This is a genomic window from Wolbachia endosymbiont (group B) of Limnophora tigrina, from assembly GCF_964263235.1.
In the GTDB taxonomy this organism is placed as follows: domain Bacteria; phylum Pseudomonadota; class Alphaproteobacteria; order Rickettsiales; family Anaplasmataceae; genus Wolbachia.
Genome location: NZ_OZ181655.1, coordinates 247,989 through 274,638, shown reverse-complemented (window position 1 = coordinate 274,638; position 26,650 = coordinate 247,989). Strand labels below are relative to the sequence as shown.

Sequence of the window (26,650 nt, the reverse complement as noted above, 5' to 3'; positions counted from 1 at the left end):
TATAAGGAATTTTATTATTATGCAAAATTTACAATTAAGTTATCCTATAATAGTAGAGTTGGGGGATGTAAAAGATACAAAACTGAAATTAATAAAGGTCATTGCACAATTAATAAGTAAGAGGTACAAAACACAGAAAAACGCAGCAAACGCTCTAAAGATTGATCAACCTAAAGTATCTCAAATCAATAGGTCAAAAATCGAAGGGTTTTCCTTAGAATACTTGCTTAACTTATTGATTGCATTGGACCAAGACATAAACGTAAGAATAAAGCATAATTCTAAACCTGTATAATATGTAAAGGACAAATGGTGATTTAAATGCAGAACAATAAAACAGTAAGTCAGAGGCATTTTAAAAAGAACTTGTTACTCAACAAAACAAGATTTGAAATTTTGTGCAATGCTATTGATTATAGCTAGATATGCATCTTTTCCAGGCTCTATGTCTGATCCAATAGGATCAAGAACTACCATTTTTGCGTCATTAGAAAGAGCATTAGGCTTTATGCTATCTTCTTGTGAATGAGCAAATATACATTTAACGTTTTCTTCCTTCATTATCTTTTTTAGCTTCATTAAACTCTTCATGCCTATGTACGAATCCTCTTCTATAGAAAGAATGGCACTTGGATGACTTAAGCCGAAATATTTTTCAAAATATTGATAAGCATCGTGAGTAACGATGTATTTTTGATTTTTAAAATCATTCAGTTCTTTCATAATCTCTTTTACTTCTTGGTCTATTTTTTTTATAGCTTTTGTTGCATTAGAGCTATATCGATGGGAGTTTTCTTTATCTATGTTAGACAATGTTGCACTTATAAAAAGTACCATGCTCTTTGCATTTTCGGGACTCAGCCAAATGTGTAGGTCTTTTTCATCTTGAGTACTGGTAATTTTTCTAGAAAATGAATGTGGCCGAGCAGGAAGTAGGTTGACTGCCTTTGACAATTGCACTAGTTCTTTATTATTTTTAGCAAAAGTTTGAACGAACGTCTCTAAGTTATCGTCAATGTAAAATATGATATCACTTGATTCCAAATTACTCGCATCAGACGGCTTTAATATATAATTATGCGCAGATGTTGCATAGCCAAGCAATTCCGGTTCTAAAATCCCTTCTGTAACAGAGGCTACAAGTGAGTGGATGGGTTTGATTGTAGCTACAACTTTTAAATTGGATGAAAAGGCAATATTATAGTATAGTGTAAATGAAAGTAATAGAAAAAAAGCCAGTAAATGTCTCATATAAACGTTGAGAAAAAGTTAAATTTTGTCAAAAAATTAAATAATGTCAATAATTGTATTCTAAAAATAGAAAATCTTGCTCTCACATATGATAGTAAAAGGGTCCTTGATAATATCAATATATTCATGGAAAGAGGAGACGTAATTACAATACTTGGTCCAAATGGTGGAGGTAAAACCTCTTTAGTGAAAGCAATTGCTGGCATAAATAAAAGCTGTACCGGTAGTATCGTATTTGCTGACAACATAAAAATTGGCTATATGCCGCAAAATTTTAGTATTAGTAATTTGATGCCAATAACAGTTGAATATTTCCTTTTAAATAGCTCCTTGAAAAGACTAAAGAAAAACCAATCCATTATTACAGAAGCGATAGAGTTGGTTGGTATCGGTAACATTTTGAAGAATCAAGTGTTAGAAATTTCTGCAGGGCAAACACAACTACTACTGCTTGCACGTTGTTTAATTTTAGAGCCTGATTTGATCATTTTGGATGAACCAGTCAGTGCAATGGATATTAACGCGCGGGCTAAATTTTATGATATTATAAATAAAATAGCAAAAAAAAGATTAGTGTCGATTCTTATGACTTCTCATGATCTTAACTCTGTTGTACCGTGCTCAGATTACATAATTTGTATAAATAATACTATCTATTGCCAAGGCAAGCCTAGCGAGATTATGAAAAATAGAACCCTAAATGAAATATTTAGCAGTTACGCAGCAAAATGATTCAAAATATTTTGCGTCTTCTGCACATAACTACGGTGCTGACACGTTACAATGTATTACCTTATTTACTTCCACCATCAAAGAAATCAATAAATAAAATACAAGGCCACAAACTAAAGCATGCTCTTGAAAAATTAGGTCCGGTGTTCATTAAGTTTGGGCAGTCTATCTCATCACGTACTGATGTTTTAAATGAGGATATAACAAATAACTTGTTATTGATATGTGATAGATTGCCATCATTTTCATATAAGATAGCAGTTAAAACTATAGAAAGTGAGTTTAATTGTAAATTAAGCGACATTTTTTCAAGCTTTTCTGAAAAGCCAATAGCAGCAGCATCAATTTCTCAGGTGCATAGAGCGGTTACAACTGAGGGTAAAGAAGTCGCTGTGAAGATTTTAAGGCCAAATATTGAGAAAACATTCTCAAGGGATATAAAAACGCTTTCTTGGCTTGCAGAAATTGCAGAAAAATTTAGCGAACAATCAAAAAGGCTGAGGCCAATTGAATTAGTCAAAACTTTTGCTGAAATTTGCCGATTAGAGTTAGATCTACGTTTTGAAGCTGCTCACTCTTCAGAACTAAAGGAAAACACAAAAAATGACAGAGGTTTTTATGTACCTGAAATAGATTGGAATAGAACTGCAAAAAAGGTTTTAACATTAGAATGGATAGAAGCAACACCAATATACGAAGTTGAAAAACTGAATAATCGTAAGCAAATAGCTATCAATCTTATAGAATCGTTTTGTAGTCAGGTATACAGGGATTGTTTTTTTCATGCTGATATGCATCCTGGAAATCTAATGGTTGATAGTAATAACAATATTATTGCCCTGGATTGTGGAATCATGGGTAGAATAGATCGTGAGACATGCTATTACGTTATAGAGATACTCAAAGGCTTTTTAAATCGGGATTATGACCACGTTGCAAAAATGCACTTTAAAGCTGGTTACGTTTCATCACAGCATAGAAATTTTGTCACAGCTTGCAGGGCAATAGGTGAACCCATTATTGGGCAGCCTATACAGAAGATTTCATTTGCTAGTTTACTTGCTCAGCTATTAAAAATCACTGGTGATTTTGATATGAAAGTTCAAACACAATTGTTATTGCTGCAGAAAACTATGATTTTACTGGAAGGGACATGTAGAAAGATCTACCCAGAAATCAATATGTGGAAAGTAGTTGAAGCGTGGATAAGCAGTCAACATGAAAGTAAAATAGGGTATAGGGAAAAAATTAGAAATTCTTATCCTGTAAAAACAATCCAAGGGATATTTAGCCTTATAGAAAAATTAAACCTAATAGCTGATAAAAAATTAGAAAACATCCAAGTTAAAAATAAATCAAATGGAAAAGTCTATTTTTTACTGTGGTTTGTAATTATAATTCTAATCGTTAAATTTTTAATTTCTTAAACTATGGGAAAAAACTGCGTCAAACCCAATTTTTAATTCAACTTAATTTTTAATCTGCAGGAGTCGAGTTGAGAATGTCCAATTTTCCACTTTCTTTATAGCATAACATACTTCAATCCTGATCCGCCTCTTGCTCCTCTTGAAGCCCAATGGCTCACCACTTATGTGTAAATTAATCGTTAATGTTGTACACGTTCTTTTCTTTTTCTACTCTCTCTTGCTCTTCAATACAATATATAGCAAGCGGATTAGCTTTAAGTCTTTCGACTCCTATTTCTTCTCCTGTTCCATCGCAGTAACCATAAGTGCCTAATTTTATTTTTTCTAACGCCTCCTTAATCTTTTCTTTTCTATCTTTTCGGCGCTTGATTAATTCCTCATTTCCACTATCTCCATCAGAATAGTATGTATCAATACTATTCTCTTCTAGTTCTTGTTTCTCCAACTCAGCAAGTATTGATTGTAACTTTAAGCTGAAGTATTCCAGTTGTTTTACGCTCATATATTCTTCATCTTCTGAAGGAGTGTAATCTTCTGGTGACTTTATTTGTGGTAATCTTTCCATAATTGCATTATCAAAAAATAATAAAACCTATATAACTTATGAACAAAAAATTATACTACCCTCAAAGTAAACACTATAATTTATAATAAACATTTAAAAGCCTAGTATGATTGGCTCAGTAAAAAAATTAGTAACAGATAATAAGAATCTTACCTATATAGTATGTATTTTTATTATAATGTTAAGTTTATCTTCATTTACACTTGAAAACAACAATAAACAAGAAGTTATGTTAACATTAACATGGATATGTGCTACATTTGTTTTGCAGATCTCTACAAATAATTTGTTTACATCTGATTATCATGATGGAATATTAGAGCAAATCTTTGTACAGCCACTCTCTTCTAGGCTTATAGTTGCTTATAAAATTTTCGCTCACTGGTTATTATTTGGGCTACCGATTTCAGTGGTTTCTTCCATATTCAGCTTTGCAGTTCTAGGCAATAGTATTGAACACTCAATAGCAGTTGGAGTGTCTTTATTATTTAATACGCTGATAATCATTAATATTTCAGCTACTGGAAATGCATTGATGATTGGTCGAAACAACTTAGCATCAGGAGTATCGCAAATTCTTGTTTTGCCAATGATAATGCCAACCTTTGTGTATTTTAAAATGCTAACTCAATTTGAAAATTTGTCCTTGAATATTTATACACTACTAATCACCATGTTAATTTTTGTCGTTTTGATTGTTAACAGCACTATAACTACTCACATGGCATTAAAATTTGCTGTGGAACAGGATTGAAAAATCTTACTGTTATTCAGTAGGTATCCGTTTAGCAGAGTGGCAAAATAGGTAGACAAGACAAACCAAAAAATCAAGAAAAAGTGAGTTTACAACAAATGGTGTCATGCAAGTAGCTGACAACATAGAAACGAAAAACTTACTTGACAAACTCCGCCAGCCCCCTTATCATGAAACTGAAGGTATTCAGTTATCTTCATCTGTGCAGATTAAACAGCAAGAAAACAACGTAGTTGGCGTCTTATTTTTAATTTTTTGCACTATGTGCACCTTATGTCTTCACAACATTTCTGGGTTTTACCTATATAAGCTGAAACGCGCTTATAAGTCGTTTAAGACAGTATAGTACGCCAATTTGCAGGATTAGAGAGTGACAACTAGCTAACACGGGATTTCTTTTGCCTTTTTTTCTGCTTAGTAAATTTCTTAAACATTTATGACTAAAGGTTAGTTGCATTAAAAAGCAGCTGAGTCGCGGTTATTAAACGTTTAAAACATAAAAAAACGCCAATACTGAAAATAGACAATGACCAGGGCTTCTTTTGCCTTTTTTTTCGTTTGGTAAATTTCTTAAATGTTTGTAGCTAAACGACAACCATCATTCTGCTGCTTGTTAGCGGGATCTAGAGATACCGCGAATGAATCGCGGTATGACGGTTCGCGGCAGCATGACGATAAGCTCGTCATTCCGCTACTCGTTAGCGGAATCTGCTGTGGCGACATAAACTCAAATCATTTCAAATTTCAATCCAAAGAGGTATCATTATGTCAAACAACTTCAATTTTAAAGAATTTTTTAACCACTATGAAACAAACAGTACGTCAGATGATATACAAAGGTATTATTTGCTGTGGAAATCAGTAATAGCGCAGGCAATGACTGATGCAGCAAGTCACTGTAAAAAAACAGAAAGCTTGGTAGAGAAACGTAAGGCGATTTCTTGGTTGTCAGACTTTAGTCAAGATTTTGTGCACACATGTATATTGGCTGATTGTGATCCGGTATACGTAAAAAACAAAATACAGCCAATTTTAAAAAGCCTTACTAGATAAAGCCTTTTTAATGAGGTTTACTCCTTTTACCGAAAAAAATATCATGCAATCTCCTATCTATAGTTTCCTCTATATCTTTGATTAATAGCTGCTTTATCATGTTTACTTTCCGCTTTGCATCTTGAGCGTGATGCTCACTGTTATTGCTGTAATTATTCTTATCACTATAACTACTGCCACTTGGTTTACTACTGTTACTGAACTCACTACCCTTTTTTCTTCTTGTGCTGAGTATCTGCACTATCTTTTCCTTTAAAAAAGACTTCCAGCCTGTGCTAAGGAACAACTTATAGAGAAAATGCGGAGTAAGGAATGCTACTAATATTCGAATAGAAATTCCGTAACCGAGGTCTTCCCTATTTTCATAATACCACTTGCAATATTGAAATAAATGGTAAAACGCATTTTTGAAAGAGCCAAATTCTACAGCATACCAAAAACCATTGCTGAGAAACATGAGCACAATGCTGGATGTGTAAAGATACATTGTGCAGAGAAACAGCTTTACAACTATATCTTTCAAGCTGCCTAGTATATAATTAAATAATCTTAATTTATAGAAAAGTGATATCATTTCACACCCACTTCAATATGGCTGGGGTGGAAGGATTCGAACCTTCGCGTGGCGGTATCAAAAACCGCTGCCTTACCACTTGGCTACACCCCAATACTACTTACATCAATAACACTATTAGCCCAATTAGTAAAAGATTTATTTGCTTTTTCTATGGGCATCACAGCAATAGCTGGCTGATCATAAGAATGCATTGCTTCGATTTTTTCTACAATTTTATCAACTTGATCATTTTTGCTTTTCATAATTGCTACTATTTCACAACCACTGTTAATTTCACCCTTCCATAAATACAGAGAATTTACTTCAGTTACACATACAATTAACTTCTCGCTTAACAATTCTTCAGAAATAGTTTTAGCTTCTTCAAAATTTGAAAAAGTTGAAAACGAAATTATTCATTAGAATCTACATAAATGCATTGCTACTATACTTCACTTAGGTTTATTCATCAAGAGAAAATAGATGAGATTTTTCTGTTATTCTAGCACTCTCTTCTGTCATTCCAGTGCCTCCTTCCCCTGTCATCCCAGTGTCTGGGCACTGGGATCTCATTTCTTAATTTCACAATATAGATCATTCCAAATTGCACCTATTTGCAAGTATATAAATATAATAATTTTGCATAAAAACTTAGATCCCAGTTTCACGCACTGGGATGACACCCTGTGGGTGCTGTCTATGTACACTCTCTTCTGTCATTCCAGTGCCTCCTTCCCCCGTCATCCCAGTGCCCAGACACTGGGATCCAGAAAAATTAATTGTAAACAAACGACTATACAACATTTTCAATAAAATTACAAAAAAGCTGGATTCCAGTGTCAAGCACTGGAATGACACCATTTGCTGTGCAATTTACCTTCCAAAATGAATGTTCGTATAGCTATATCCATGACCTCCAGAATGTTGTCCCGCATTAGAATGAGAAAACGTCCCACTAGGTTCGATGTCATGATAAGAAGGAGCAATTGGAGAGTAAGGAGGTGGTGAATCATAATCTCCACAACCACGCCCTTGTCCAAGATAGCTACCTACTGCTTCTTCAGCTTTCTTAATATTTTCTGACTCTTTCCCATGTTTCATATGAAAAGCCACACCACCAGCAAAACATACAAGAGAGTTGACGCCAAGGACAGCTAAACCCCACGTTGGTAAGACTGGGTAAAACACGCAAGCTATCAAAGCTGCTAAAGAAATAGCGCTAACCGCAAATTCTATATTTCTGAATGTTTTAAGTTTATTATCGAGATAATCTATTTTTTCTTCTTTTCTAGCCGCTTTTCTGCTGCTGTTATACCAAAAACACATACCAGCATGGAAAGCAACACACACAACTGCAGCTACCATACCTAAAGCTAATAGCTTTCTACTGTCTTCTGAGTCTTTTTTCTTATCTTCTCTGCTTTGATGGCTACCACTACTGAAACCAGGGTTATTTATAACTGTAGTATTACCACCAAACAAGCTGCGAAGTAGTAAATAATCCCAAAAATCTAAACCTCTATCATTGTGTACATGTACGTGTGTAACCTGAGGGCCTGTAGGTTACCTGTTATTCCCTGCGTTATATTGATTATTTCTGCTTTCTGTATTGCGTCTATTAGTTGAGTTTAGACGTGTATGCTCTTTATACGCCTCTGCAAATGTATCCTCGTCCCAAGTTAAATTCCGTGTATTGTTAAAATACCGCAAAAACTCTTTAACATCACTGTTACCACCTGATTTCTTTATATAGGCTAACGCATACCTTTTTAAAACACTATCATTTGCTACCATAAATACCCTCTTAAGTTAAGACTAAATTAATAAATATTTATTATAACAAAGTAACGTCTTCTTGTCAAATCAACCATAACTTAATATCCGGTTAATATCCTTTCCACCAGCTCTTTTACTTTTGGTACGTAGCCATTCTCATAAAACGGATCTTGCTTAAATTTGTACACATTGTGCCCGGAAAACATGAGTTCATTTTCAATATCGCCGTCATGTATAATGTTTTGCAGTGTTTTTTGTATACAAAAACTCCGTGGATCTGGCTTTCGTCCTGTTGAATGGTCGCCGTGATCCTTCCAATTGCTAAACAAACAATGACTTAAGCATCCCATACAATTGATTTGATCTTGTCTTATCTCTGCAAATTTGCCTGGCGTCACAAAAATAACAGTTATATCTGGAGTTTTCATTGCTTCTGTATACCCTGCTTTAGTCCATGTATTTGCCAGCTCTTTGTCTTTTGAAGTAAGGTAGATCTTCCTACCTCTGCTACCCATTGCAAATTCACTACTAAATTCTTCGCTGGCATTTTCTGAAAACTTTATTTGACGTGAATTCCGTTTCTGCAACTCACGTATGAAGTTATTTTTTACTGCAGATGAGTAAAACCCTGTTGGACTGAATTTATTTAAAAATACATCACCTTCTTCTAAAGTGAGTAGCTTCTTTTTCCACTCTGCAGAAATTGGGCTTTCTTTCGTCAAAAGTGGACGAGTGCCAAACTGAAAAGCTATTGGTCCAATTTGCAGATTGTCAAACCAATGTTCCCAACCTTTCAAATGCCACACTCCTCCTGCCATAACAATTGGTGTTTCTGAAAGACCGATCTCGTTCATGAAAGATCTAAGCTCTGCAACTCTTTCAAATGGAGCCTGTGGTAGCTCTGGGTCTTCACTGTTACTCAGTCCATTGTGCCCTCCAGCAAGCCATGGATCTTCATACACTACTCCACCAAGCAAATAGGAAGATATTCTTTGGTAAGCACGCTTCCATAATGCTTTAAAAGCACGCACCGATGAGATAATAGGGTAATAATAAACCTGATATTTAGCTGCAATTTCTCCAAGCCTATAAGGCATACCAGCACCGCAGGTAATACCATGAATCAAACCTTTCGCTCCTTCTAATATGCCATGAAGCACGCGTTCTGCTGCTCCCATCTCCCAAAGCACATTCATATGTATTCTTCCATGACCTTTTGATATTTCATTCGCTATTTTTGCCTGACTGATTCCAGCTTTAATACTATACTCAATCAATTCACTGTGTTTTTCATTTCTTGTTTTGCCTTTGTAAATCAGCGGCACTAACTCACCATTATCATCAATAAGCTTAGCATTTGCACCAGAAAACGTACCCACAGCATCTGCTGCAGCAAATGCTCCACTTGACCTTCCATCACTGATTGCGATGCCTTTGCCGCCCTCAATGATTGGCCACACTTCCTTTCCTGAAATTACTATCTTTTTTATCTTATTTTTCAAAACTTCCTCGCAATCTTTCACTCTATTTTACTTAATTACTAAAAAAATAATAGCTGTTTATTTTTTCTTATATCATCAGATATCATCAGAGCCTCTGCATAGCCAAATTTGGGTTTTGAGTAGACACAGCAGCTACTGTAATATAGTTTCGAAAGAAGTCTAATGTATTTTGCTATATGATCATAGGTCTAACAGGCGGAATTGGGGTAGGAAAGAGCTTTGTAGCTAATTGCTTTCAAGAGTTTGGTGCTGCTGTGTTTGATGCTGATTCTGTTGTACACCAACTTTATAAAGTGGATAAAAGCATAATAAGTTATGCAGAAAAAAATTTTCCTGGAGTGGTAGTAAATGGTGAAATAGGTAGAACAGTACTGTCTAAATATTTCTTAGCCTACGATGAAAATTGGAAACAATTTCAATCTTTGGTTCACTCTGCTGTGCTGCGTGAATTAGAATTTTTTATTGCCAAGAAAAAAAAGATCGATAGAAAGCTTTTAGTTTTAGATGTGCCACTTCTATTAGAAACAAAATTTCATTCATACTGTGACCTTATTATTTTTATCTATGCAGATAGCGTTGTGCAAGCTCAAAGACTTAACGAACGCAACATAGATAAAGAAAAGCTAAATTTAATCTTCAATGTTCAGTTATCTATTGAGGAGAAAAGGAAGATGAGTGACTTTATTATCAATACCAGTGTAAGCAAAGAGTATGTTTTTTCTCAAGTAAAAAAAATAGTGGATTCATTAAACCTAAACACGTAGCTTTACGTCATACCGTCACTTGGCCGCTAACAAGCAGCGGGATGACGGTTGTCAGGGTAGCTGTCATCCCAGTAGCCTCCCTCTCCTGTCATCCCAGTGCTTGACACTGGGATCTAGCTTTTTGGTAATTTTATCGAAAATGTTTGCTCGTTTACAATCAATTTTCCTGGATCCCAGTGTCGAAGCACTGGGATGACACCCTACTTAACCGTCATACCGCCGCGGTATCTCTTAGCCACTAACACGTAGCGGGATGACGATTGTCGATAAATCTAAGTTACTTTAGCAACAGTTATTCTCCACTAAATTACTCTGAATTTTGGTTATATTATTTGCGGATTTCACTGCTGAAATCTCAAATTTTGAGCTTGTGTTCAAAAATGATTCAACTGACCTGCCAAAAAAATCATATCTCCATCCCTTGAATAATTTATCTGTCTGTCCAGATATTGACCCGGTTAACTCATCTTTTGAAGAAACTAATTTCCTTGATATGTTACTTTCTTTACATTTACTATCTAAAATAATTGAGAGTATATCGAATACAGATTTGTCATAATTATTCGGTAAGATGTTGTTTTGCTGCATCCAATTTTTTTCATTTTCATTAAAAATATTCACAAACTCTAGTAAATCTGCATCTTTTATATTTTTTGCATTCCTCTTGAGATCATCTAAAATCTCATCAACATGCTCTACATTTTTTTCAATAAAACCAGCTATTACAGCATTATTGATTATTTTATTACGGTTCATATTATAGCGCTGTGCTAAGGTCTCTTGCCATTCACTAACTGCTTTAACAGTTAATACCAATCTTGGATTTGCTTCATAATTAAATTTAATTCTCTTCCATGCATCTTTTGGACTATGTAAATACTTATTTATATTAACTATTGATTCCATCTCTTCTTGAAACCAACCCATCCTATTATTTTCTTCAAGTTTATTGCACAATATTTGGTGTAGTTCATATAGGTGTACCACGTCGTTTATTGCATAATCTAATTGATTCTCGGATAACGGTCTTCTTAACCAGTCTGAATTTTGAGCTTTAATTTTATCCAGTGCTATTCCTTGATATTGCTCTACTACTTTTGAGTAACCAATAAAGTCATGATAATAATGGCAAAACATAGCAGCAACTTGGGTATCAAAAATGGGAGTGGGAATACATTTAAACACAGTGAGTAAGGATTCTATATCCTGCCGGCAGCTATGAAACACTTTGGTTATCCCCTGATTTAGCATTATTTTCTTAATGAATGATAAATCAATTTCTGGCACTAATGCGTCTACAATAAAACTCTTCTCTCCGTAAGAAATTTGAATTAACGATAATTTTGGGTAGTAGGTTAAATTATTTCTAATGAACTCCGTGTCAACTGCTATAAATTTCGGCTTTTTTGCTATCAACCCCTCACATATGTTCTCCAGCTCCGACGTTGTATTAATTAACATATGTTTTTCATTCAGTGGTTCTACTCTATCTGACCTTACCCAGAAAAAGCGGAGAGAAAGTTAAGACGTTTTTGTCATGAGAATGATGCATCAAATTGTGCAGGAATGCAATAATTAATAGTAGAATGCCTACGTTGTTTGTTATAAAAGATTTCTATGTATTCAAATATGGCAGTTCTGGTTTATTGAGCGAGAAGTATCAATAAGCAGCTCCCTTTTGAGTGAACTTTTCTGCAACAGAGTTATCGTAACAACATCCCTTATGGCTCATGCTGGAAATGATGTTTTTTGTATTCAATAGAAATTGGTAATTTTGAGAGGTATACTGTGACCCTTGATCGCTATGTAACAGCAGATTTTATCGGGTTTGCGCTTATTAACGGCCATCAATAAAGAGTCAATAACCTATTGTTTGTTTATTGAGCTACTCATTAACTACCATACGTGAATATAGGTCAATTATTGCTGCCAACAACCTTCCTTAGTTTTTATATAAGTAATATCGTTTACCAAACTTTATTTGGCTGATCAGTGGTGAATTTTTGATCCAATGTGTTCGGAGCCACAACTCGGTTGCTTATTTGCTGTTTTTTATTTTTGAACCTTCGTCTAAGTTTGGCTTTAATGCCATTTTCTTGCATAACACTTTATACTGTTTTAATTTTTGCCTAAAGCTTTTAATTCAGCGTGAATTTTAGGGATCTGCATTTAGATGCTTTTTTTGAATATCTGCTAGGCTCTGTGGACAAAATCTTAGAGAAGCCATATAAGAGCCCCGACAAAATTTAGAAATCCCATAAAAACCTCTGCGGTCTTGTCAAATCTGGAAAAAATGCACCTAAAATTTTTAATTTTACCGAAAAAGCACTCAATCAAATGACGTTCTTTATAAATATGCTCATCATAATGCCTCTGCACTTTTCTATTCCGTTTTGGTGGCTGTGCATCCCTTACCTTCAAACAAAAGCATTGCTATCGTAGCCCTTATCGGCCACTACAGTAGAGTTATAGATACTTTCGGTTAACACTTGTGCCTGCATAATTTCATTTCTTTGATCAGGAGTCAGAGTGAATTTAACAACAAGTGCATGTATTTTTGTTCACCTTTACTTCGCCCTAAAGCCTCTTGATCCTTCGAATCTTTTGTATATCCAGCCGAACATGGATGGGCTCTAATGATCGTACCGTTGATTATGACGGCTTCTAAGTCTGGCTCTTGTTTTGTGTACTCCAATAAATTTTTCCAAACACCCCTTTCGCACCATCTCTTAAATCGTTTGTGTACACTTCTGTAATTGCCATAGATTTTTGGCAAAAGTCGCCATTGGCAACCACTTCGCGCCATACTGCTTCTATGAATATTCTTAAACGTTTTTCGTCTTTACTATGCATTCCTTTTATGCCTTTTATGAACTCTAAAATTTGTTTCCAATTTCTTTCTTTTATATAATATTCCATTCGGTAGTTTCTCCATTTTTATGTTCATTTGGTTAAACTACCACTTTTTTTCTCCCTCTTCATATTTTTTGTCCACAGAGCCTAGGAATTATCCTATTGAATTCTATGATATTATTTTTTGTAACATTGTCTAAAGTGCCCAGTGTCAAGCACTGGGATCCAGGAAACTTAACTCTATACCAAGTAAATGTACAATAAGAACTAGATTCCAGACTGGAATGACAGCGGTCCTACGTCATACCGCTGCGGTATCTCTAGATCCCGCTAACAAGTAGCGGGATGACGAGGTTATCGTCATGCCACCGAGAACCGTCATGCCGCGATTCATTCGCGGTATCTCATCTGCTAACAAGTAGCGGTATGACGAGGTTATCGTCATACCGCCGCAGACCGTCATACCGCCGCGGTATCTCTAGATCCCGCTAACAAGCAGCGGGATGACGAATTACTTAACCGTCATGCCACCGTGAACCGTCATACCGCCGCAGACCGTCATACCGCGATTCATCCGCGGTATCTCTTAGCCGCTAACAAGTAGCGGGATGACGGTTGTCGGTAGGCCTAAATTACTTTAACCATAAATATTAAGAAATTTACCAAACGAAAAACAAGGCAAAAGAAACCCCGTGGTTGGCTAGTTACTTACATTATACTTTCAAGTATGGCGTTTTTTAAGTCTTAAACACTACAATTTAGCTGCTTTTAAATGCAGTTAACCTAAATTATAAACGTTAAGAAATTTACTGAGCGGAAAAAAAGGCAAAAAAACCCCAGGGTAGCTAGTATTCAAATTCTCCCTTGTCTATTTGACGTCTTTTACTGTCTTAAACGCTTTATAAGCGCGTTTCGGCTTGTATAGCTAAAGTTTTATAAAGACATGAGGTGTACATAGTACAAAAAATTAAGCATGACTTACGCCAAATACATTAAGTTTTTTTGTCATTAATCCACTGCAGAGATTGCGAAGATAAATAAATAGCTTCAGTTTCATGATAAGGGGGCTGGCGAAGGGTGTCAAGTAAGTTTTTACATCTAATTTATAGCTCCCTGCATGATACCACGTATTATCTATACCAAGGTGTTCTTCTTGTAGATATTATACCAACAATCCACTATTTTTTTTATGTCTTGTGGTTTAGTTTCTGGACCTATACTGATTCTAATTGAACACTCTGCTTGCTCTTTTGTTGCCTCCATTGCAAGCAAAACATGGGAAGGCTCAACTTTTCCAGAAGAACATGCAGAACCATTACTAACTGCAATATGATTCAAGTCAAAATGCATGAGCTGCACATCACTCTTTACTCCTGGCATATAAATAAAACTTGTGTTTGGCAGCCTCTTAGAGTTTTTACCGAAGATTCTTATATCACTGGCAAGATTTAATAATTCACACTCTAATTGATCACGTAGCTCCTTTACTTCATCCATTTTTGATAGAAGGTCTGGAATATTTTGCAGTGCAGCAGAAAGGCCTGCAATCGCAACAATATTTTCCGTACCACCACGAAATCCCTTTTCTTGTCCACCACCTATTATAATAGGTTCTATCGCAAGTTCTTTATTGAATATTAAAACTCCACTGCCTGCTACACCGCCAAATTTATGGGCGGATAAAGTGAGTAAATCCACTCCTAAATCTTCCATATTAACTTTAATTTTCCCAACACTTTGAGCAGTGTCAGTGTGGCAAATTGCTCCAAATTTGTGTGCTATTTCAGCTATTTCCTTAACAGGCTGAATAACTCCGGTTTCGTTATTTGCCATCATAACTGAAACTATTGCTTTGTTTCCTTTAAGTTTGCTTAGAATTTTTTCTAGCTCTAAAAAGTCAACAATGCCCTCCAGATTAACGGGTATTATATATGGATTACATGCAGAATTAAGAATTGAAGGATGCTCTATAGCTGAAATTACATGCAGATAGCCTGCTATTCCTCTCATAACAAGGTTATTCGCTTCAGTCGCACCAGACGTAAAAACTATTTCTTTATCACTTGGAACACCAAGAGCATCACGTATGTTATCTCTTGCATCCTGAAGAATCTTCCTCGCTTCTTGTCCTCTTTTATGTAGTGATGATGGATTGAGCGTTTGTTTTAACAAGACCTCAAATATACTTTTTTTTACATTTTCACTAATTGGAGCAGTTGCATTGTAATCAGCATATACGCAACCACTATTTTCTAAAGAGAATGGACTCATCTGTCACTTAAATAAGTTTACCATCAACTATAGCCATAACTATGTACGTTAGCTTTAACACGATAAAAAATTTATTGCAAAAACAGCGAAATTAATACATAATTAATAATTCATGTCATCAATACCTGTCAAGCAGGTTTTTATTAGGAGTTACCGTGGTAGAAGTTTTTTTGAATAATGCAACAAGAAAGATAGAAGGTGAATACCACCAAAGCAAAGATGCCAACGCGCCGGTTGTGCTGGTTTTACATCATCACCCTCAATATGGTGGTAATATGGGTAGTAAAATTGTACATGGTATATATACGTCTTTTATCGATAACAATTTTTCTGCATTGAAAATTAACTTTCGTGGTGTGGGAAAATCTACCGGAACTTTTGATAAGGGTATAGGAGAATTAACTGAAGCTGCGGTAGCTATTGATTGGCTTCAGGAACATAATCCTAGCAACGTTCCAATTTGGATCGCTGGTTTTTCTTTTGGAGCATGGGTGGCTATGCAGCTAACAATGCGTCGCCCTGAGATAGTGGGTTTTATTGCTCTTTCTCTTCCGGTAACTAAGTACGATTTTTCTTTTCTTTCTCCCTGTCCAGTTTCTGGGCTTATAATACAAAGCAGTAACGATACAATCTCAGAAGAAAGCGATGTAACAGAATTAGCAAAAAGGTTAATAAATTCAGTAAAAAGTGATCACATGAAATACCATATAATAGACGATACTAATCACTTTCTAAGGGATAAAGAAGAGGAAGTGACTCAAATCGTAGATGGTTATATAAAACTGCGCTTAAACAGTGCAGCTATTTCTTCTCAAAAGGTCAAAAAAGAGGTAAGGGTAAAAGAATATGCCTAACCTTTACAAACAAGAGAAATGAGTGTAGTAATATAAATGAAAAGGTTTTGTTATGTTTAAAAAGCTATTATTTTTTGTTTTAGCTGTGTTTATGTTATCGGGGTGTTCCCTAAGTAAACAGCGTAAGTTAAAAAGTCCGTGTATAAAAAGCAATGAAAGCGTTTCATGCGAGTTGTACTCTGTTAATGATCATTGGTTAGATAAGTATAAGGCATAGGTAGTTTTAAATTGTGCTATTTTTCCTATTCACAACTTCACTAATGATCGATCTCTCAATTGGAAAATGCAGTCTGCCTTTTCTGCAAGGAGATGATTGTGCGTTACTATAAGCATAGAGCTGTTATTTTCCTTTACGTATGAATGTAGCAGTAAAAACACGTTAAAAGAATTTGTTGGATCTAAATTTCCTGTTGGCTCATCTGCAAGTAAAAGCTTTGGAGAATTTACAATGCTTCTTGCAATTGCAACTCTCTGCCTTTCCCCACCCGAAACTTCAGATACCATGCTACTTGCTTTGTTTTCCAGACCAAATTTTTCCAACATTGCTTGCGAATTTTTTTTTGCTTCAGCTTTGCTTTTTCCTGCAATGAGTTGAGGAAGCATAATATTTTCCAACACCGATAACTCTTGTAACAAATAGTGAAATTGATAAACAAAACTAAGAAAATTTCTTCTTACATGGGTTTTATGCTTATTATTGGCTTGTGTGCAATTTATTCCATCTATCGTAACTATACCTGAAGTTGGCTTGTCCAACAAGCCTGCGATTTGCAATATAGTTGTTTTTCCTGCACCTGAATTGCCAATCAGCGCTACTACTTGCCCTCTTGTGACACTTAGGTTAATGTCTTTTACAACAGCAGAATTGTCCTTGAAGCTTTTATCTACAGAAGTTAGTTCTAGAGCTACATTATCACCCATGTTTAAAAGACCTATAACCATACAAATGTTGTGCTTGCATAGCAAATGATAGTGCATGACCAGTAGAAAAGAAATAGAAGAATAAACCTCAGTGTCAAGTATACAACTATATGAACGTTGTGACTTGAGAGCACCCTCCACCAGAGAAGAGTGTCATCCCAGTGCTCCGACACTGGGATCCAGGAATTTTGATTGGACACTAAGTTGGTGAGCATAAAAGTAGCTAATCCTATGTTAAAACACAACGTTTGTGATGGGATTTCGTAAAAGGCTGGATTCCAGTGTCACGCACTGGAATGACATCAAATTTTTGACTAAACTGAGAAGCTGTTGCCACAACCACACTGGGATTTAGCAAAGGCATTCTTTATTTGAAAACCAGAACCACTGAGATCCTCAGTATAATCTATAACTGAGTTATTTAAAAATTTTGCTGAACAATTATCAACCATTAATACAGGATTGCCATTTTCATCATTAATTACTATATCTTTACCTTTTTCGCTAAAACTGGAGTGGCTTCTATAGTCCTCGCTTTCTTCATAGTCATCATCTTCGTCTTCGTCATCAAACTCATCATCGTAATCATCATCTTCATCATCCAAAGATAGATTTTTATTCATTTGATCCATAAGAAAATTGTATTTGAAGCCAGAACATCCACCGCCTGAAACTGCAACCCGCAAAACGGAACTCTTATCCCCTTCCTGCTCTGCAAGAAAGTGGATTTTTTTTAGTGCATTATCAGTTAAGTTGATGTTGTAATTTGTTGACATAGTAACCACCGTTTATTATTGATAACTTATTATAGTAGAAATTTTACATGTCAAACAATAATTTTCTATTAAATTATGCATGTTTTCCAAGCAAAACAAAAGGGAGATACTTCAAAGAGCCAGAAGATGAGAATCGCAGCTGCTTTCAGCGTGATAGGGACCGTATCATTCACTCTAATGCGTTTAGAAAGTTGGAGTACAAAACACAAGTTTTTATCAATTATGAGCACGACTACTATCGCACTCGGCTTACTCATAGCCTTGAAGTTGCACAAATTGCAAGGTCCATTGCGCGTAGACTTGGCTTAAATGAGGATATCACTGAATGCATAGCGCTCGCACATGATCTTGGTCATCCTCCATTTGGTCATGCAGGTGAAGATGCTCTAAAGAAATCAGTTCAAGATTTGAATCTTGATAACGAGAAGTATGAGTTTGATCATAATGTTCAAGCTATAAGGATTTTAACTTATCTTGAACAAAAACATGCTGATTTTGATGGTATGAATCTAAGTTGGGAGGTGACTGAAGGGGTTGCAAAACATAACGGTCCCTTGCTTGGTCAAAACGCGGAGTCTTCTACAAGTAATCAGCTGTTATTAGAATACAACAAAAAATATGATCTAAAACTTGAAGAATTTTCAAGCATTGAAGCGCAAGTTGCTTCAATTGCCGATGATATTGCTTACAGTGTTCACGATCTTGATGATGCAGTCAGGGCAAATTTAGTAACCATCGAAGCTTTGCTGAATGTCCCTTTAATTGGAAAAATGTTTAAAGATGTAAGGAGCGGATATTCAGAATTGCCTCAGAGCAAACTCATACATGAATCACTGAGTGGAACTATAGGAACTATGATAAGTGATGTTGTTTCTCAGACTGAAAGAAATATTGAAAATCACAAAATAAAAAGCGTAGAAGACGTAAGAAGTCTAAATAAAATGCTAGTCACATTTTCACCAGAAGTTGCGAATGCTACAAAAGAAATGAAAAGATTCAACATGGAGAAAATATACAGAAGCTATAAACTGAGTAGAACGATGAACAAAGCAAAACGCATAATACAGGAACTTTTTCAATGTTTTTATGAAAACCCAGGATTACTTCCCACAGAGTGGAGCAAACTCGCTTGTGAATCCCAGCGTTCAATAGTAATATGCGACTATATCTCGGGAATGACAGATAGATTTGCCATACACGAGCACAGAAGAATTTTTGATACCTCCTATGAAATGACTTCTTTCTAATGACAGATGATCACTTCATGTCAATTGCATTAAAGCTTGCAGAAAAAAACCTTGGAAATGTTGCACCAAACCCTGCTGTCGGGTGTGTTATTGTAAAGGATGGTACAATTATTAGTGAGGGATATACAGGGATCGGTGGACGTCCGCATGCAGAGGTAGTCGCTTTGCAAAACACTAAAGATTCAACTCATGGTGCAACTATATATATCACTCTTGAGCCATGTTGCCACTTTGGAGTTACAGAACCTTGCACCGCAGGAATTATAAGAGCTGGAATAAAAAGGGTAGTAATTGCAACTATTGACCCAGATAGTAGAGTTTCAGGTGGAGGCATTAAAGCTCTGAAAGAAGCAGGAATTGAAGTTGAGCAAGGTATTATGCAAAAAGAGGCAGAAGAACTGAATGTCGGTTTTTTAACCACTAAAGAATTACATAGACCATTTATAGCTTGTAAAATTGCGACAACTCTTGACGGGAAAATCGCAACATTTACAGGCGATAGCAAATGGATAACAAGTGAGGATACAAGAAATTGGGTGCATGAGCTTAGAGCAAAATATGATGCAATTATGATTGGCAGCAATACTCTTATTAACGATAATCCACTCTTAACTTGCAGATTACCAGGATTCGAAGATAGGTCGCCAATAAGGCTAATTATTGATAGCCAAGGAAAATTGAAGGAAGAGCACAATATTGCAAAGACTGCAGACAAAATAACAACTTGGGTGATCACAAACAATAAAGTAAGGAAAAAAATAAAAAATATTAATTATTTGATAGTTAATTCAAATAACAAACCTCCTGTTATTCCAGATGTCACTCCAACACACTCTCCCATCATTCCAACGCCTTCTTCTGTCATCCCAGTGCCCAGACACTGGGATCCAGAAAACTCAATGGCAACCAAGCAATTGCGTAGTGAAGACTGGATTCCAGCGTCACGCGCTGGAATGACACCGGAGCCTGATATTATCAACAAAATCTGCCTAAAAGACATGGCATCAAAACTTGTTTCAGAAATTGGTATAACAAGGTTATTAGTTGAAGGTGGAGGAGTGTTAATTACAGAATTGTTAAAGTGTAATTTAATCGATAGGTTAATAATCTGCCGTAGTGGTAAAATTCTAGGCAACGATGCCATTCCTTTTGTAGGGAATTTAGGAATCCAATCCATCAACAACTGCTACCGATTCAAAAAGACAGAGATAATAGAGTTTAGTGAGGATGTAGTTGAGCTGTGGGATAGATTATAGTAGCTTTATATGCTGAAATGGAAGGAAAAGAGGTAGAAAAATCTACCCCTTATTTGTTAACTTTAAGCTGCTTGAGACACAACTCCATCTTTAACTTTGGATATAGCCTTCTCTACAGCAACATTTACTAAGTTATTTGTTACGTCAGCTTTTAAAGCGCCCATATCTTTATTACTTACTGCAACTTTTAATAATTCAGAATCAACAGTCATATCTAACGCTCTTTTCATGTCAGCAAGCTGATCTTTATCACCTACGCTAGTTAATTGTACTTTATAATTACCACCGTCGTTAGCGTTAGCAACATGTTTAAATTTAACTTCAGTTTCTTTATTTGCTGCTAATAATATCTTTAGAGTTATTTCTGCATCTTCAGCCATATTACTAGATACTAATGGGTCATAATCACTCTTTGAAAGTTTCAGACTTAATTGCTGATTTTCTTCAACAATTTCACCTTTCTTTATCACATCACCAACAAGAGCAGCAAAGTCTGCATCTTTACCATTCGCGCCGTCTTTACCCTTCACGCCGTCTTTACCCTTAGCTCCCTCCATTGCATTCATTTGCTGATATGAAGCATAAGCTGCTGCGGCAAAATATACAGCGGCAATAAATAGAACTGCAATTCCAGCAGGGCTAGCAACAAGTGCTAAAGATGCAGGGCCAGCAATTACTTTAGTGGCAATTAATATTGCTGTTATTGCTCCCGCTAAAGATGCAACTGCAACTAAACCTTCAATACTCATTTTTGTTATATGTGCAGTGTTTTCCCACTTCCATATGCTTTGACCTTTATCTGTAGTCATAATAGTCCTCTTAAAGTAGGGGTAATAAAAGATTAAGTATGTGTTAATAGATGCATGTTGGTCAAGCTATTTTTTACATTATTATTTAAAGTATATATTTCAAGCTACTTCCTAAACTGTTATCAGTTGTATATAATTAAACGTATGATACACGGCTGGCTGAATCTTAATAAACCAATAGGAATGAGCTCTGCACAAGCTGTAACCCAAGTTAAAAAGATTTTTGGGATTAAAAAAGCTGGTCATCTGGGAACACTTGATCCTTTAGCTTCAGGTGTGTTGCCAATTGCTCTTGGCGAAGCAACAAAAACTATACCGTATTTATCTTGTGACTTAAAGGCATACGATTTTACAGTAAAATGGGGTGAACAAAGAACAACGGATGATTTGGGTGGTGATATTATTAGAACTAGCACTATAGAACCTCAATATAGTCAAATAAATTGTGCAATTAAAAATTTTATTGGTAAGATTAAGCAGACACCTCCTCAATTTTCAGCAATAAAAATTAAAGGAGCAAGGGCGTATAAATTGGCAAGAAGTGGGCAAAAGGTGAATATAAAGCCCCGACAAGTCAAAATACATGAGCTGAAATTGATATCTGTGGACACCATAAATAATAGTGCAAATTTTTCTATGATGTGCGGTAGTGGTGTATATGTAAGATCAATTGCTCGTGATCTTGGAATTGCATTAAATTGTTTTGGACACATTACAAAATTAAGAAGAACTATGGTAGGTGATTTTAGAGAAAATGAATCAGTGACAATTGAACAGCTCGCTGAAAGAAACACAATAACTTACTCTCCGATGTCATCCCAGTGCTTGACACTGGGATCCAGATATACAAATACTTACAAATCATGTAATGGACAAAAGATTCTAGGAGCATATGTCAAAAACAATGTTCGTGATGAAATAGGCTGGATCCCAGTGTCAAGCACTGGGATGACAAAGGGGGGTGGGGTGACAGAAGATGATGGAGTGACAGAGAGTAATGCAAAAAGTTTCATCATTCCCATTGAATCGGCTTTAAAATCGATGTTCAAAGTTGAAATTTCCCCAGAAGATGCGGGGAAAATCAGAAAAGGTCAGGAAATTGTATTAAATAACTTGCGTAATTTAAAGAATTATGATATTTGTTGTACGATAGTGGGTAGTGTACCTATTGCAATCTGCAGTTTTATTTATGGTTGTGTGAAACCTATTCGTGTTTTTAATATTTAAAATGAGGTTTAGATGTCGATAACATCCGAAAAGAAAAAGAGTTTGATAAATATATATGCAATTAAAGAAGATGATACAGGTTCATCTTTTGTACAATGTGCAATTTTGACCGAGAGGATCAGTAATTTAACTGAGCATTTTAAAGTGCACAAGCATGACCATCACTCTAAGCGTGGTTTACTTATATTGATCGGTAGGAGACGCAAGCACTTAAATTATATAAAGCGTAAATTTGGTAATGAAGCCTACCAGGAATTAATAGAGAAGTTAGGCATTAGAAAATAATCGAGGAATTTAGTATGTTTAAAATTATAAAAAAATCTATAGAGTGGGGTGGTCGTGCCTTATCTTTAGAAACAGGAAAAATAGCACGCCAAGCTCATGGTTCAGTAGTTGTAAATTACGGTGATACTTCTGTTTTAGTAACTGTTGTGCGTAAAAAGAAGGAAGAAAGCGTTGATTTCCTACCTTTAAATGTGCAGTTTATCGCAAAAAGCTATGCCATGGGTAAGATCCCTGGTGGTTTTTTTAAAAGAGAAGGCAAGCCATCTGATAGAGAAACTTTAATCTCAAGAGTAATAGATAGGAGTGTAAGGCCACTCTTTCCAGAAGGATTTCATGATGAAATTAGTGTGGTGTGTAATCTATTAACTTATGATACAGTCAATCCTCCTGAAGTGCCAGCATTGATTGGTGTTGTTGCAGCTCTTGCAATTTCTGGTGTTCCTTTTCACTTTACTATAGCTGGAGTGATAGTTGGTTGTGATGAAAATAATAACTATATACTCAATCCTTCTGTTCAAGAGATAAAAGCAAGCAGCTTGGATCTGTTTTTGTCTGGTGATGAAAATTCGATTTTAATGGTTGAGTCAGAAGTGAAAGAGCTCTCTGAAGAAAATGTTTTTAATGCAATAAAATTTGGCCATGAACACCTTAAGCCTGTCATTAAGCTCATAAAGGAGTTTGCTGATACAATTGGCAATAAACCTGAGAGCTTTGCTCCTATCGACGTATCAGATATAATGCAAGATCTTGAAAAGCACAGTAAAGATTTTGAAAAAGCATATTCGCAAACAGTAAAACAAGAACGAGTTCAAGCTCTAGAAGCGATCAGAGAGAATATATTGAATACTCTTAAAGAAACTGGAAAAGACGAAAAGTTAATTGCGTATGCAGTAAAAAACTTTGAAAGATCTTTAGTACGTGAAATAATTAGGAAGAAAAGTGTAAGGATAGACGGTCGTAAGCATGATGAGATACGCCAGATAGAAGTTGAAGTTGATATTCTGTCCAGAACTCACGGTTCTGCGCTGTTTACAAGAGGCAACACTCAGGCATTGGTTGTTACTGCTCTTGGTACTACTCAAGATGAGCAAATTGTGGATGATATTGAAGGAGATAGACGTGAGCATTTCATGCTGCATTATAATTTCCCTCCATTTGCTGTTGGAGAGGCTTCTGCTATACGTGCACCAGGAAGGAGAGAAATCGGTCATGGTAAACTTGCTTGGAAAGCAATTCACCCTGTTTTACCTGATAAATCTGAATTCCCTTATACAATAAGAGTAGTATCTGAAATTATGGAATCTGATGGTTCTTCTTCTATGGCAACAGTTTGCGGGACTTCTCTTGCTTTAATGGATACGGGTATACCAATAAAGGCCCCTGTTGCTGGAATTGCTATGGGCCTTATTAAAGATAAAGACGAGTATGTAATACTTTCCGATATATTGGGTGATGAAGATTATCTTGGTGATATGGACTTTAAAGTAGCAGGAACTAGTGAAGGAATTACGGCACTGCAAATGGACATGAAAATTTCTGGTATAAGCTTTGAAATTGTTGAAAAATCTTTAGAACAGGCAAAAGCTGGAAGATTACATATTTTAGAAAAAATGAATGCAGTGATTTCAGAACACAGTGATGACGTCAAAGATCATGCACCAAGGATGTTATCATTTTACATAGATAAAGACAAAATTTCTGCAGCTATTGGTGCTAAAGGAAAAAATATACGCAGTGTGTGTGAAAGAAGTAATGCAAAAATTGAAATAGGAGATGATGGTAAAGTTTCTGTTTTTGCCACGAGTGGCACTGAAGCTGAAATTGCAAAGAGTATGATGATTGATTCAATAACAGAACTAGAACAAGGTTCTATAGTTGGTGTCAAAGTTGTAAAAATAGAGAAGTCTATTGTAGAGCTTGAATTTCTTAATGGCAGAAAAGGAAAAATGCACATAAGTGAAGTAGCTAATGAACACATAGATTCTATAGAGAGCATACTTAAACAAGATGATACTTTCAAAGCACTAGTAATTGACTTCGAAAAAGGTGGATGTCCAAAGTTGTCAAGACGTCGAGTTGATCAAGAGACGGGAGAGTTTTTTGAAGGTGAGCTTTACAACGAGGAAAGGAAAGATGGTCCAAATGACAGGGATAATTATTACAATAATTCATTTAATAGAAAACCTGGAGGAAGTTACCATAAGAAGCCTTCTCGTCCTCGTTCTGGTTTCAGCAACAGAAATAGGCCGAAATTTGGTAATAATGATTCATCATCAGGCTTTTATTAAGAGTAAACTTCTTGCGTTACCTCTTGTCATCCAAGTAGCTTGACTACTTGGACCAGAGGCTTTTTCAAATTGGTAGATAATAGAAATAATTTGTGTTAACTAGCTAAAGATCTTAGGTTTGCCAACATTCCGCTACGTGTTAGCGGCTGAGATACCGTGGCGGTATGACGTAGGGCTGCACTAGTTATATAGGATTACCACGATGGATTTTTAAGATCATTTACGGCCTTCTTAATATTTTCAGCCTTGAATATCGCCGATCCCGCAACTAAAATATCAGCACCTGCTTTTATTATATCAGCTGCGTTAGAAAAGTTAATTCCACCATCTACTGAAATTTGTGTTTTAAGATTACGCTCCTGTATCATTTTTTTTATAGTAGATACCTTGTTCAACTGTGAATGAATAAATTCCTGCCCTCCAAAGCCAGGGTTGACTGTCATAATCAGCACAATATCTAGCTCATGTATTATGTATTCAAGCACACTTGGGGAAGTTGAAGGAACAATTGAGACTCCAGCTTGAATCGTTTTTTTTGCGTCGTTTACATTTTTGTATGACTTTATCTTTCTTATCAACCTCTCAAGGTGTATCTCTGCTTCTGCATGTACAGTGATAATATCAGCACCAGCATTTATAAAGCTTTCAATATGGTTACCAGGAGATTTGACCATTAAATGCACATCAAAAGGAAGATTGCTATATTTACGTATTGCAGAGACAACGCTAGGACCAATTGTAATATTTGGAACAAAATTCCCATCCATAACGTCTATGTGTATGTAATCTGCACCTAAATCGCTAATTTTTCTTACTTCTTCTCCTAATTTTGCAAAGTCTGCTGAAAGTATAGAAGGTGCAATTTTAATACTCATGAGCTGTTTTTTACTAAAAAATAACTTATTTTTAAAACTCTGTCACCCTAATACTATTTGCATCATCTGAGTAGCTATAGGAACTGGATACCGATATCGGCGATGGTTTATGCCTATTTAACTAGATCTTAAATTAGATAAAAAAAGGTAGTCTTGATAAAACTTATTTACAACAAGTTTTTTTACATTTGGATTTTCTGTTTGTTCTTTTTTGTACCCTAATTTATAGCTTATTGAATCCTTATATGAACTGATCGTTTTGTATGCTTTGTTCATCTCTCTAGGAAAGATGCCATTAGCAATTACGACGCATAACCCTGTAGCTGTTGCAAAAGCTAGAGTGGTAAATGCTAGATTTTGTAAAAAATTCCTTCCGCTAACTTTTTTTTCTTGCATGTCAGCAGAGTGCAATTTGCTTGACGTTTCTTTTAGATATTCATGCCATGTGTGATTGCAGTTTGTACACTTTACCTTTCTTCCAAATGCACCAATTTGCTCAGAAGATGCTAAGTAAGTTTTAGTACAACTATTACATTGTATTTTCATAGCACTTACGTATAAAATAGTAACAAGCTTAAACGATACAAAGCTATAAATTTAATATCAAC

28 protein-coding genes, 1 tRNA gene and 1 pseudogene are annotated in these 26,650 nt (G+C 35.6%); 12 read left to right on the top strand and 18 right to left on the bottom strand.

Going from position 1 to position 26,650, the window contains the following annotated elements; all coding sequences use genetic code 11:
• The first annotated feature begins 19 nt into the window (after positions 1–19).
• Positions 20–295, top strand: a complete 276-nt coding sequence (locus ACE38O_RS01315; RefSeq protein WP_374698812.1) for a helix-turn-helix domain-containing protein — start codon at positions 20–22, stop codon at positions 293–295.
• A gap of 74 nt (positions 296–369) precedes the next feature.
• On the opposite strand, the gene ACE38O_RS01310 is transcribed toward ACE38O_RS01315, so the two are convergent.
• On the bottom strand, positions 370–1,251 hold the full coding sequence (locus ACE38O_RS01310) for a zinc ABC transporter substrate-binding protein (RefSeq protein WP_374698811.1): 882 nt from the start codon (positions 1,249–1,251) through the stop codon (positions 370–372).
• On the opposite strand from ACE38O_RS01310, the gene ACE38O_RS01305 reads away from it, so the two are divergent.
• Positions 1,243–1,983 carry a metal ABC transporter ATP-binding protein gene (locus tag ACE38O_RS01305; protein WP_374698810.1) on the top strand — a complete coding sequence of 247 codons (741 nt, stop codon included), beginning with the start codon at positions 1,243–1,245 and terminating at the stop codon, positions 1,981–1,983. The genes ACE38O_RS01310 and ACE38O_RS01305 overlap by 9 nt on opposite strands.
• Positions 1,980–3,410, top strand: coding sequence for a 2-polyprenylphenol 6-hydroxylase (gene ubiB / locus ACE38O_RS01300; protein WP_374698809.1), 1,431 nt, complete (start codon positions 1,980–1,982; stop codon positions 3,408–3,410). Before ACE38O_RS01305 ends, ubiB begins: the two co-directional genes overlap by 4 nt.
• 172 nt (positions 3,411–3,582) lie before the next feature.
• On the opposite strand, the gene ACE38O_RS01295 is transcribed toward ubiB, so the two are convergent.
• Positions 3,583–3,975, bottom strand: coding sequence for a TraR/DksA family transcriptional regulator (locus tag ACE38O_RS01295; protein WP_374698808.1), 393 nt, complete (start codon positions 3,973–3,975; stop codon positions 3,583–3,585).
• A 106-nt stretch (positions 3,976–4,081) separates the two neighbouring features.
• On the opposite strand from ACE38O_RS01295, the gene ACE38O_RS01290 reads away from it, so the two are divergent.
• Together ACE38O_RS01290 and ACE38O_RS01285 are read left to right on the top strand one after the other, a co-directional pair.
• A complete protein-coding gene (locus ACE38O_RS01290; protein ID WP_374698807.1) occupies positions 4,082–4,729 on the top strand; it encodes a heme exporter protein CcmB in 648 nt (215 codons plus the stop codon).
• A 765-nt stretch (positions 4,730–5,494) separates the two neighbouring features.
• On the top strand, positions 5,495–5,782 hold the full coding sequence (locus ACE38O_RS01285) for a hypothetical protein (protein WP_182158640.1): 288 nt from the start codon (positions 5,495–5,497) through the stop codon (positions 5,780–5,782).
• Positions 5,783–5,789: 7 nt separating this feature from the next.
• On the opposite strand, the gene ACE38O_RS01280 is transcribed toward ACE38O_RS01285, so the two are convergent.
• The 7 genes from ACE38O_RS01280 to ACE38O_RS01245 all read right to left on the bottom strand — a co-directional run bounded on the left by ACE38O_RS01280 (position 5,790) and on the right by ACE38O_RS01245 (position 9,616).
• The gene (locus ACE38O_RS01280; protein ID WP_374698806.1) at positions 5,790–6,356 is read right to left on the bottom strand and encodes a hypothetical protein; all 567 of its coding nucleotides are present in this window, start codon (positions 6,354–6,356) and stop codon (positions 5,790–5,792) included.
• Between the two features lie 18 nt (positions 6,357–6,374).
• Positions 6,375–6,449, bottom strand: a tRNA-Gln gene (locus ACE38O_RS01275).
• Entirely contained in the window at positions 6,440–6,754 is a 315-nt protein-coding gene (gene cutA, locus ACE38O_RS01270; protein WP_374699114.1) for a divalent-cation tolerance protein CutA, read from the bottom strand. Before cutA ends, ACE38O_RS01275 begins: the two co-directional genes overlap by 10 nt.
• 235 nt (positions 6,755–6,989) lie before the next feature.
• On the bottom strand, positions 6,990–7,127 hold the full coding sequence (locus ACE38O_RS01265) for a hypothetical protein (protein ID WP_374699116.1): 138 nt from the start codon (positions 7,125–7,127) through the stop codon (positions 6,990–6,992).
• 84 nt (positions 7,128–7,211) lie between these two features.
• Entirely contained in the window at positions 7,212–7,820 is a 609-nt protein-coding gene (locus tag ACE38O_RS01255) for a hypothetical protein (RefSeq protein WP_374698805.1), read from the bottom strand.
• Positions 7,821–7,901: 81 nt separating this feature from the next.
• Positions 7,902–8,132 (bottom strand): hypothetical protein, encoded by a 231-nt coding sequence (locus tag ACE38O_RS01250; RefSeq protein WP_374698804.1) that lies wholly within the window; start codon positions 8,130–8,132, stop codon positions 7,902–7,904.
• An 80-nt stretch (positions 8,133–8,212) separates the two neighbouring features.
• Positions 8,213–9,616 carry an NAD(P)H-dependent flavin oxidoreductase gene (locus ACE38O_RS01245; RefSeq protein WP_374698803.1) on the bottom strand — a complete coding sequence of 468 codons (1,404 nt, stop codon included), beginning with the start codon at positions 9,614–9,616 and terminating at the stop codon, positions 8,213–8,215.
• Positions 9,617–9,792: 176 nt separating this feature from the next.
• Between ACE38O_RS01245 and coaE the strand changes: the two genes are divergently transcribed.
• The gene (gene coaE, locus ACE38O_RS01240) at positions 9,793–10,380 is read left to right on the top strand and encodes a dephospho-CoA kinase (RefSeq protein ID WP_374698802.1); all 588 of its coding nucleotides are present in this window, start codon (positions 9,793–9,795) and stop codon (positions 10,378–10,380) included.
• Positions 10,381–10,662: 282 nt separating this feature from the next.
• Here coaE and ACE38O_RS01230 read toward each other — a convergent pair whose 3' ends face one another.
• From ACE38O_RS01230 to ACE38O_RS01215, 4 genes and pseudogenes are all read right to left on the bottom strand, one after another.
• A complete protein-coding gene (locus ACE38O_RS01230) occupies positions 10,663–11,841 on the bottom strand; it encodes a ribonuclease D (RefSeq protein ID WP_374698801.1) in 1,179 nt (392 codons plus the stop codon).
• A 74-nt stretch (positions 11,842–11,915) separates the two neighbouring features.
• The gene (locus tag ACE38O_RS01225) at positions 11,916–11,993 is read right to left on the bottom strand and encodes a hypothetical protein (protein WP_353278122.1); all 78 of its coding nucleotides are present in this window, start codon (positions 11,991–11,993) and stop codon (positions 11,916–11,918) included.
• A 601-nt stretch (positions 11,994–12,594) separates the two neighbouring features.
• A pseudogene (locus ACE38O_RS01220) lies at positions 12,595–13,299 on the bottom strand (IS5 family transposase).
• Between the two features lie 1,068 nt (positions 13,300–14,367).
• Positions 14,368–15,504, bottom strand: coding sequence for a cysteine desulfurase family protein (locus tag ACE38O_RS01215; RefSeq protein ID WP_374698800.1), 1,137 nt, complete (start codon positions 15,502–15,504; stop codon positions 14,368–14,370).
• A 155-nt stretch (positions 15,505–15,659) separates the two neighbouring features.
• On the opposite strand from ACE38O_RS01215, the gene ACE38O_RS01210 reads away from it, so the two are divergent.
• On the top strand, positions 15,660–16,358 hold the full coding sequence (locus ACE38O_RS01210) for an alpha/beta hydrolase (protein WP_374698799.1): 699 nt from the start codon (positions 15,660–15,662) through the stop codon (positions 16,356–16,358).
• Positions 16,359–16,604: 246 nt separating this feature from the next.
• Here the strand turns inward: ACE38O_RS01210 and ACE38O_RS01205 are convergent, their stop codons facing one another.
• Entirely contained in the window at positions 16,605–17,279 is a 675-nt protein-coding gene (locus ACE38O_RS01205) for an ABC transporter ATP-binding protein (RefSeq protein ID WP_253309781.1), read from the bottom strand.
• A gap of 314 nt (positions 17,280–17,593) precedes the next feature.
• On the bottom strand, positions 17,594–18,055 hold the full coding sequence (locus ACE38O_RS01200) for a HesB/IscA family protein (RefSeq protein WP_374698798.1): 462 nt from the start codon (positions 18,053–18,055) through the stop codon (positions 17,594–17,596).
• Positions 18,056–18,102: 47 nt separating this feature from the next.
• Between ACE38O_RS01200 and ACE38O_RS01195 the strand changes: the two genes are divergently transcribed.
• A complete protein-coding gene (locus ACE38O_RS01195) occupies positions 18,103–19,302 on the top strand; it encodes a deoxyguanosinetriphosphate triphosphohydrolase (protein ID WP_374698797.1) in 1,200 nt (399 codons plus the stop codon).
• A complete protein-coding gene (gene ribD / locus ACE38O_RS01190; protein ID WP_374698796.1) occupies positions 19,302–20,558 on the top strand; it encodes a bifunctional diaminohydroxyphosphoribosylaminopyrimidine deaminase/5-amino-6-(5-phosphoribosylamino)uracil reductase RibD in 1,257 nt (418 codons plus the stop codon). The genes ACE38O_RS01195 and ribD overlap by 1 nt, the downstream gene beginning before the upstream one ends.
• Before the next feature lie 62 nt (positions 20,559–20,620).
• On the opposite strand, the gene ACE38O_RS01185 is transcribed toward ribD, so the two are convergent.
• On the bottom strand, positions 20,621–21,367 hold the full coding sequence (locus ACE38O_RS01185) for a hypothetical protein (RefSeq protein WP_374698795.1): 747 nt from the start codon (positions 21,365–21,367) through the stop codon (positions 20,621–20,623).
• A 144-nt stretch (positions 21,368–21,511) separates the two neighbouring features.
• Here ACE38O_RS01185 and truB point away from each other — a divergent pair, with 144 nt between their 5' ends.
• The 3 genes from truB to pnp are packed head-to-tail and all read left to right on the top strand — an operon-like array spanning position 21,512 to position 25,167.
• Entirely contained in the window at positions 21,512–22,594 is a 1,083-nt protein-coding gene (gene truB / locus ACE38O_RS01180; RefSeq protein ID WP_374698794.1) for a tRNA pseudouridine(55) synthase TruB, read from the top strand.
• Positions 22,595–22,606: 12 nt separating this feature from the next.
• Positions 22,607–22,879, top strand: a complete 273-nt coding sequence (rpsO, locus tag ACE38O_RS01175) for a 30S ribosomal protein S15 (protein ID WP_006279944.1) — start codon at positions 22,607–22,609, stop codon at positions 22,877–22,879.
• Between the two features lie 14 nt (positions 22,880–22,893).
• Positions 22,894–25,167: a polyribonucleotide nucleotidyltransferase gene (pnp, locus tag ACE38O_RS01170; RefSeq protein WP_374698793.1), complete on the top strand. Its 2,274-nt coding sequence runs from the start codon at positions 22,894–22,896 to the stop codon at positions 25,165–25,167.
• A 194-nt stretch (positions 25,168–25,361) separates the two neighbouring features.
• Here the strand turns inward: pnp and rpe are convergent, their stop codons facing one another.
• Positions 25,362–26,042 (bottom strand): ribulose-phosphate 3-epimerase, encoded by a 681-nt coding sequence (rpe, locus tag ACE38O_RS01165; RefSeq protein ID WP_374698792.1) that lies wholly within the window; start codon positions 26,040–26,042, stop codon positions 25,362–25,364.
• 117 nt (positions 26,043–26,159) lie between these two features.
• Positions 26,160–26,588, bottom strand: coding sequence for an MJ0042-type zinc finger domain-containing protein (locus ACE38O_RS01160; protein WP_374698791.1), 429 nt, complete (start codon positions 26,586–26,588; stop codon positions 26,160–26,162).
• Positions 26,589–26,650 lie beyond the last annotated feature (62 nt).

What these genes read in the sequence shown, in the direction of transcription:
- ACE38O_RS01200 (WP_374698798.1), bottom strand. Translation starts at nt 18,055, where the DNA reads ATGTCAACAAATTACAACATCAACTTAACTGATAATGCACTAAAAAAA.
- ACE38O_RS01230 (WP_374698801.1), bottom strand. Translation starts at nt 11,841, where the DNA reads ATGTTAATTAATACAACGTCGGAGCTGGAGAACATATGTGAGGGGTTG.
- ACE38O_RS01205 (WP_253309781.1), bottom strand. Translation starts at nt 17,279, where the DNA reads ATGGGTGATAATGTAGCTCTAGAACTAACTTCTGTAGATAAAAGCTTC.
- truB (WP_374698794.1), top strand. Translation starts at nt 21,512, where the DNA reads ATGATACACGGCTGGCTGAATCTTAATAAACCAATAGGAATGAGCTCT.
- ACE38O_RS01295 (WP_374698808.1), bottom strand. Translation starts at nt 3,975, where the DNA reads ATGGAAAGATTACCACAAATAAAGTCACCAGAAGATTACACTCCTTCA.
- ACE38O_RS01160 (WP_374698791.1), bottom strand. Translation starts at nt 26,588, where the DNA reads ATGAAAATACAATGTAATAGTTGTACTAAAACTTACTTAGCATCTTCT.
- ribD (WP_374698796.1), top strand. Translation starts at nt 19,302, where the DNA reads ATGACAGATGATCACTTCATGTCAATTGCATTAAAGCTTGCAGAAAAA.
- ACE38O_RS01215 (WP_374698800.1), bottom strand. Translation starts at nt 15,504, where the DNA reads ATGAGTCCATTCTCTTTAGAAAATAGTGGTTGCGTATATGCTGATTAC.
- ACE38O_RS01310 (WP_374698811.1), bottom strand. Translation starts at nt 1,251, where the DNA reads ATGAGACATTTACTGGCTTTTTTTCTATTACTTTCATTTACACTATAC.
- rpsO (WP_006279944.1), top strand. Translation starts at nt 22,607, where the DNA reads ATGTCGATAACATCCGAAAAGAAAAAGAGTTTGATAAATATATATGCA.
- rpe (WP_374698792.1), bottom strand. Translation starts at nt 26,042, where the DNA reads ATGAGTATTAAAATTGCACCTTCTATACTTTCAGCAGACTTTGCAAAA.
- ACE38O_RS01250 (WP_374698804.1), bottom strand. Translation starts at nt 8,132, where the DNA reads ATGGTAGCAAATGATAGTGTTTTAAAAAGGTATGCGTTAGCCTATATA.
- pnp (WP_374698793.1), top strand. Translation starts at nt 22,894, where the DNA reads ATGTTTAAAATTATAAAAAAATCTATAGAGTGGGGTGGTCGTGCCTTA.
- ubiB (WP_374698809.1), top strand. Translation starts at nt 1,980, where the DNA reads ATGATTCAAAATATTTTGCGTCTTCTGCACATAACTACGGTGCTGACA.
- ACE38O_RS01285 (WP_182158640.1), top strand. Translation starts at nt 5,495, where the DNA reads ATGTCAAACAACTTCAATTTTAAAGAATTTTTTAACCACTATGAAACA.
- ACE38O_RS01305 (WP_374698810.1), top strand. Translation starts at nt 1,243, where the DNA reads ATGTCTCATATAAACGTTGAGAAAAAGTTAAATTTTGTCAAAAAATTA.
- ACE38O_RS01185 (WP_374698795.1), bottom strand. Translation starts at nt 21,367, where the DNA reads ATGACTACAGATAAAGGTCAAAGCATATGGAAGTGGGAAAACACTGCA.
- coaE (WP_374698802.1), top strand. Translation starts at nt 9,793, where the DNA reads ATGATCATAGGTCTAACAGGCGGAATTGGGGTAGGAAAGAGCTTTGTA.
- ACE38O_RS01280 (WP_374698806.1), bottom strand. Translation starts at nt 6,356, where the DNA reads ATGATATCACTTTTCTATAAATTAAGATTATTTAATTATATACTAGGC.
- ACE38O_RS01315 (WP_374698812.1), top strand. Translation starts at nt 20, where the DNA reads ATGCAAAATTTACAATTAAGTTATCCTATAATAGTAGAGTTGGGGGAT.
- ACE38O_RS01290 (WP_374698807.1), top strand. Translation starts at nt 4,082, where the DNA reads ATGATTGGCTCAGTAAAAAAATTAGTAACAGATAATAAGAATCTTACC.
- ACE38O_RS01195 (WP_374698797.1), top strand. Translation starts at nt 18,103, where the DNA reads ATGTCAAACAATAATTTTCTATTAAATTATGCATGTTTTCCAAGCAAA.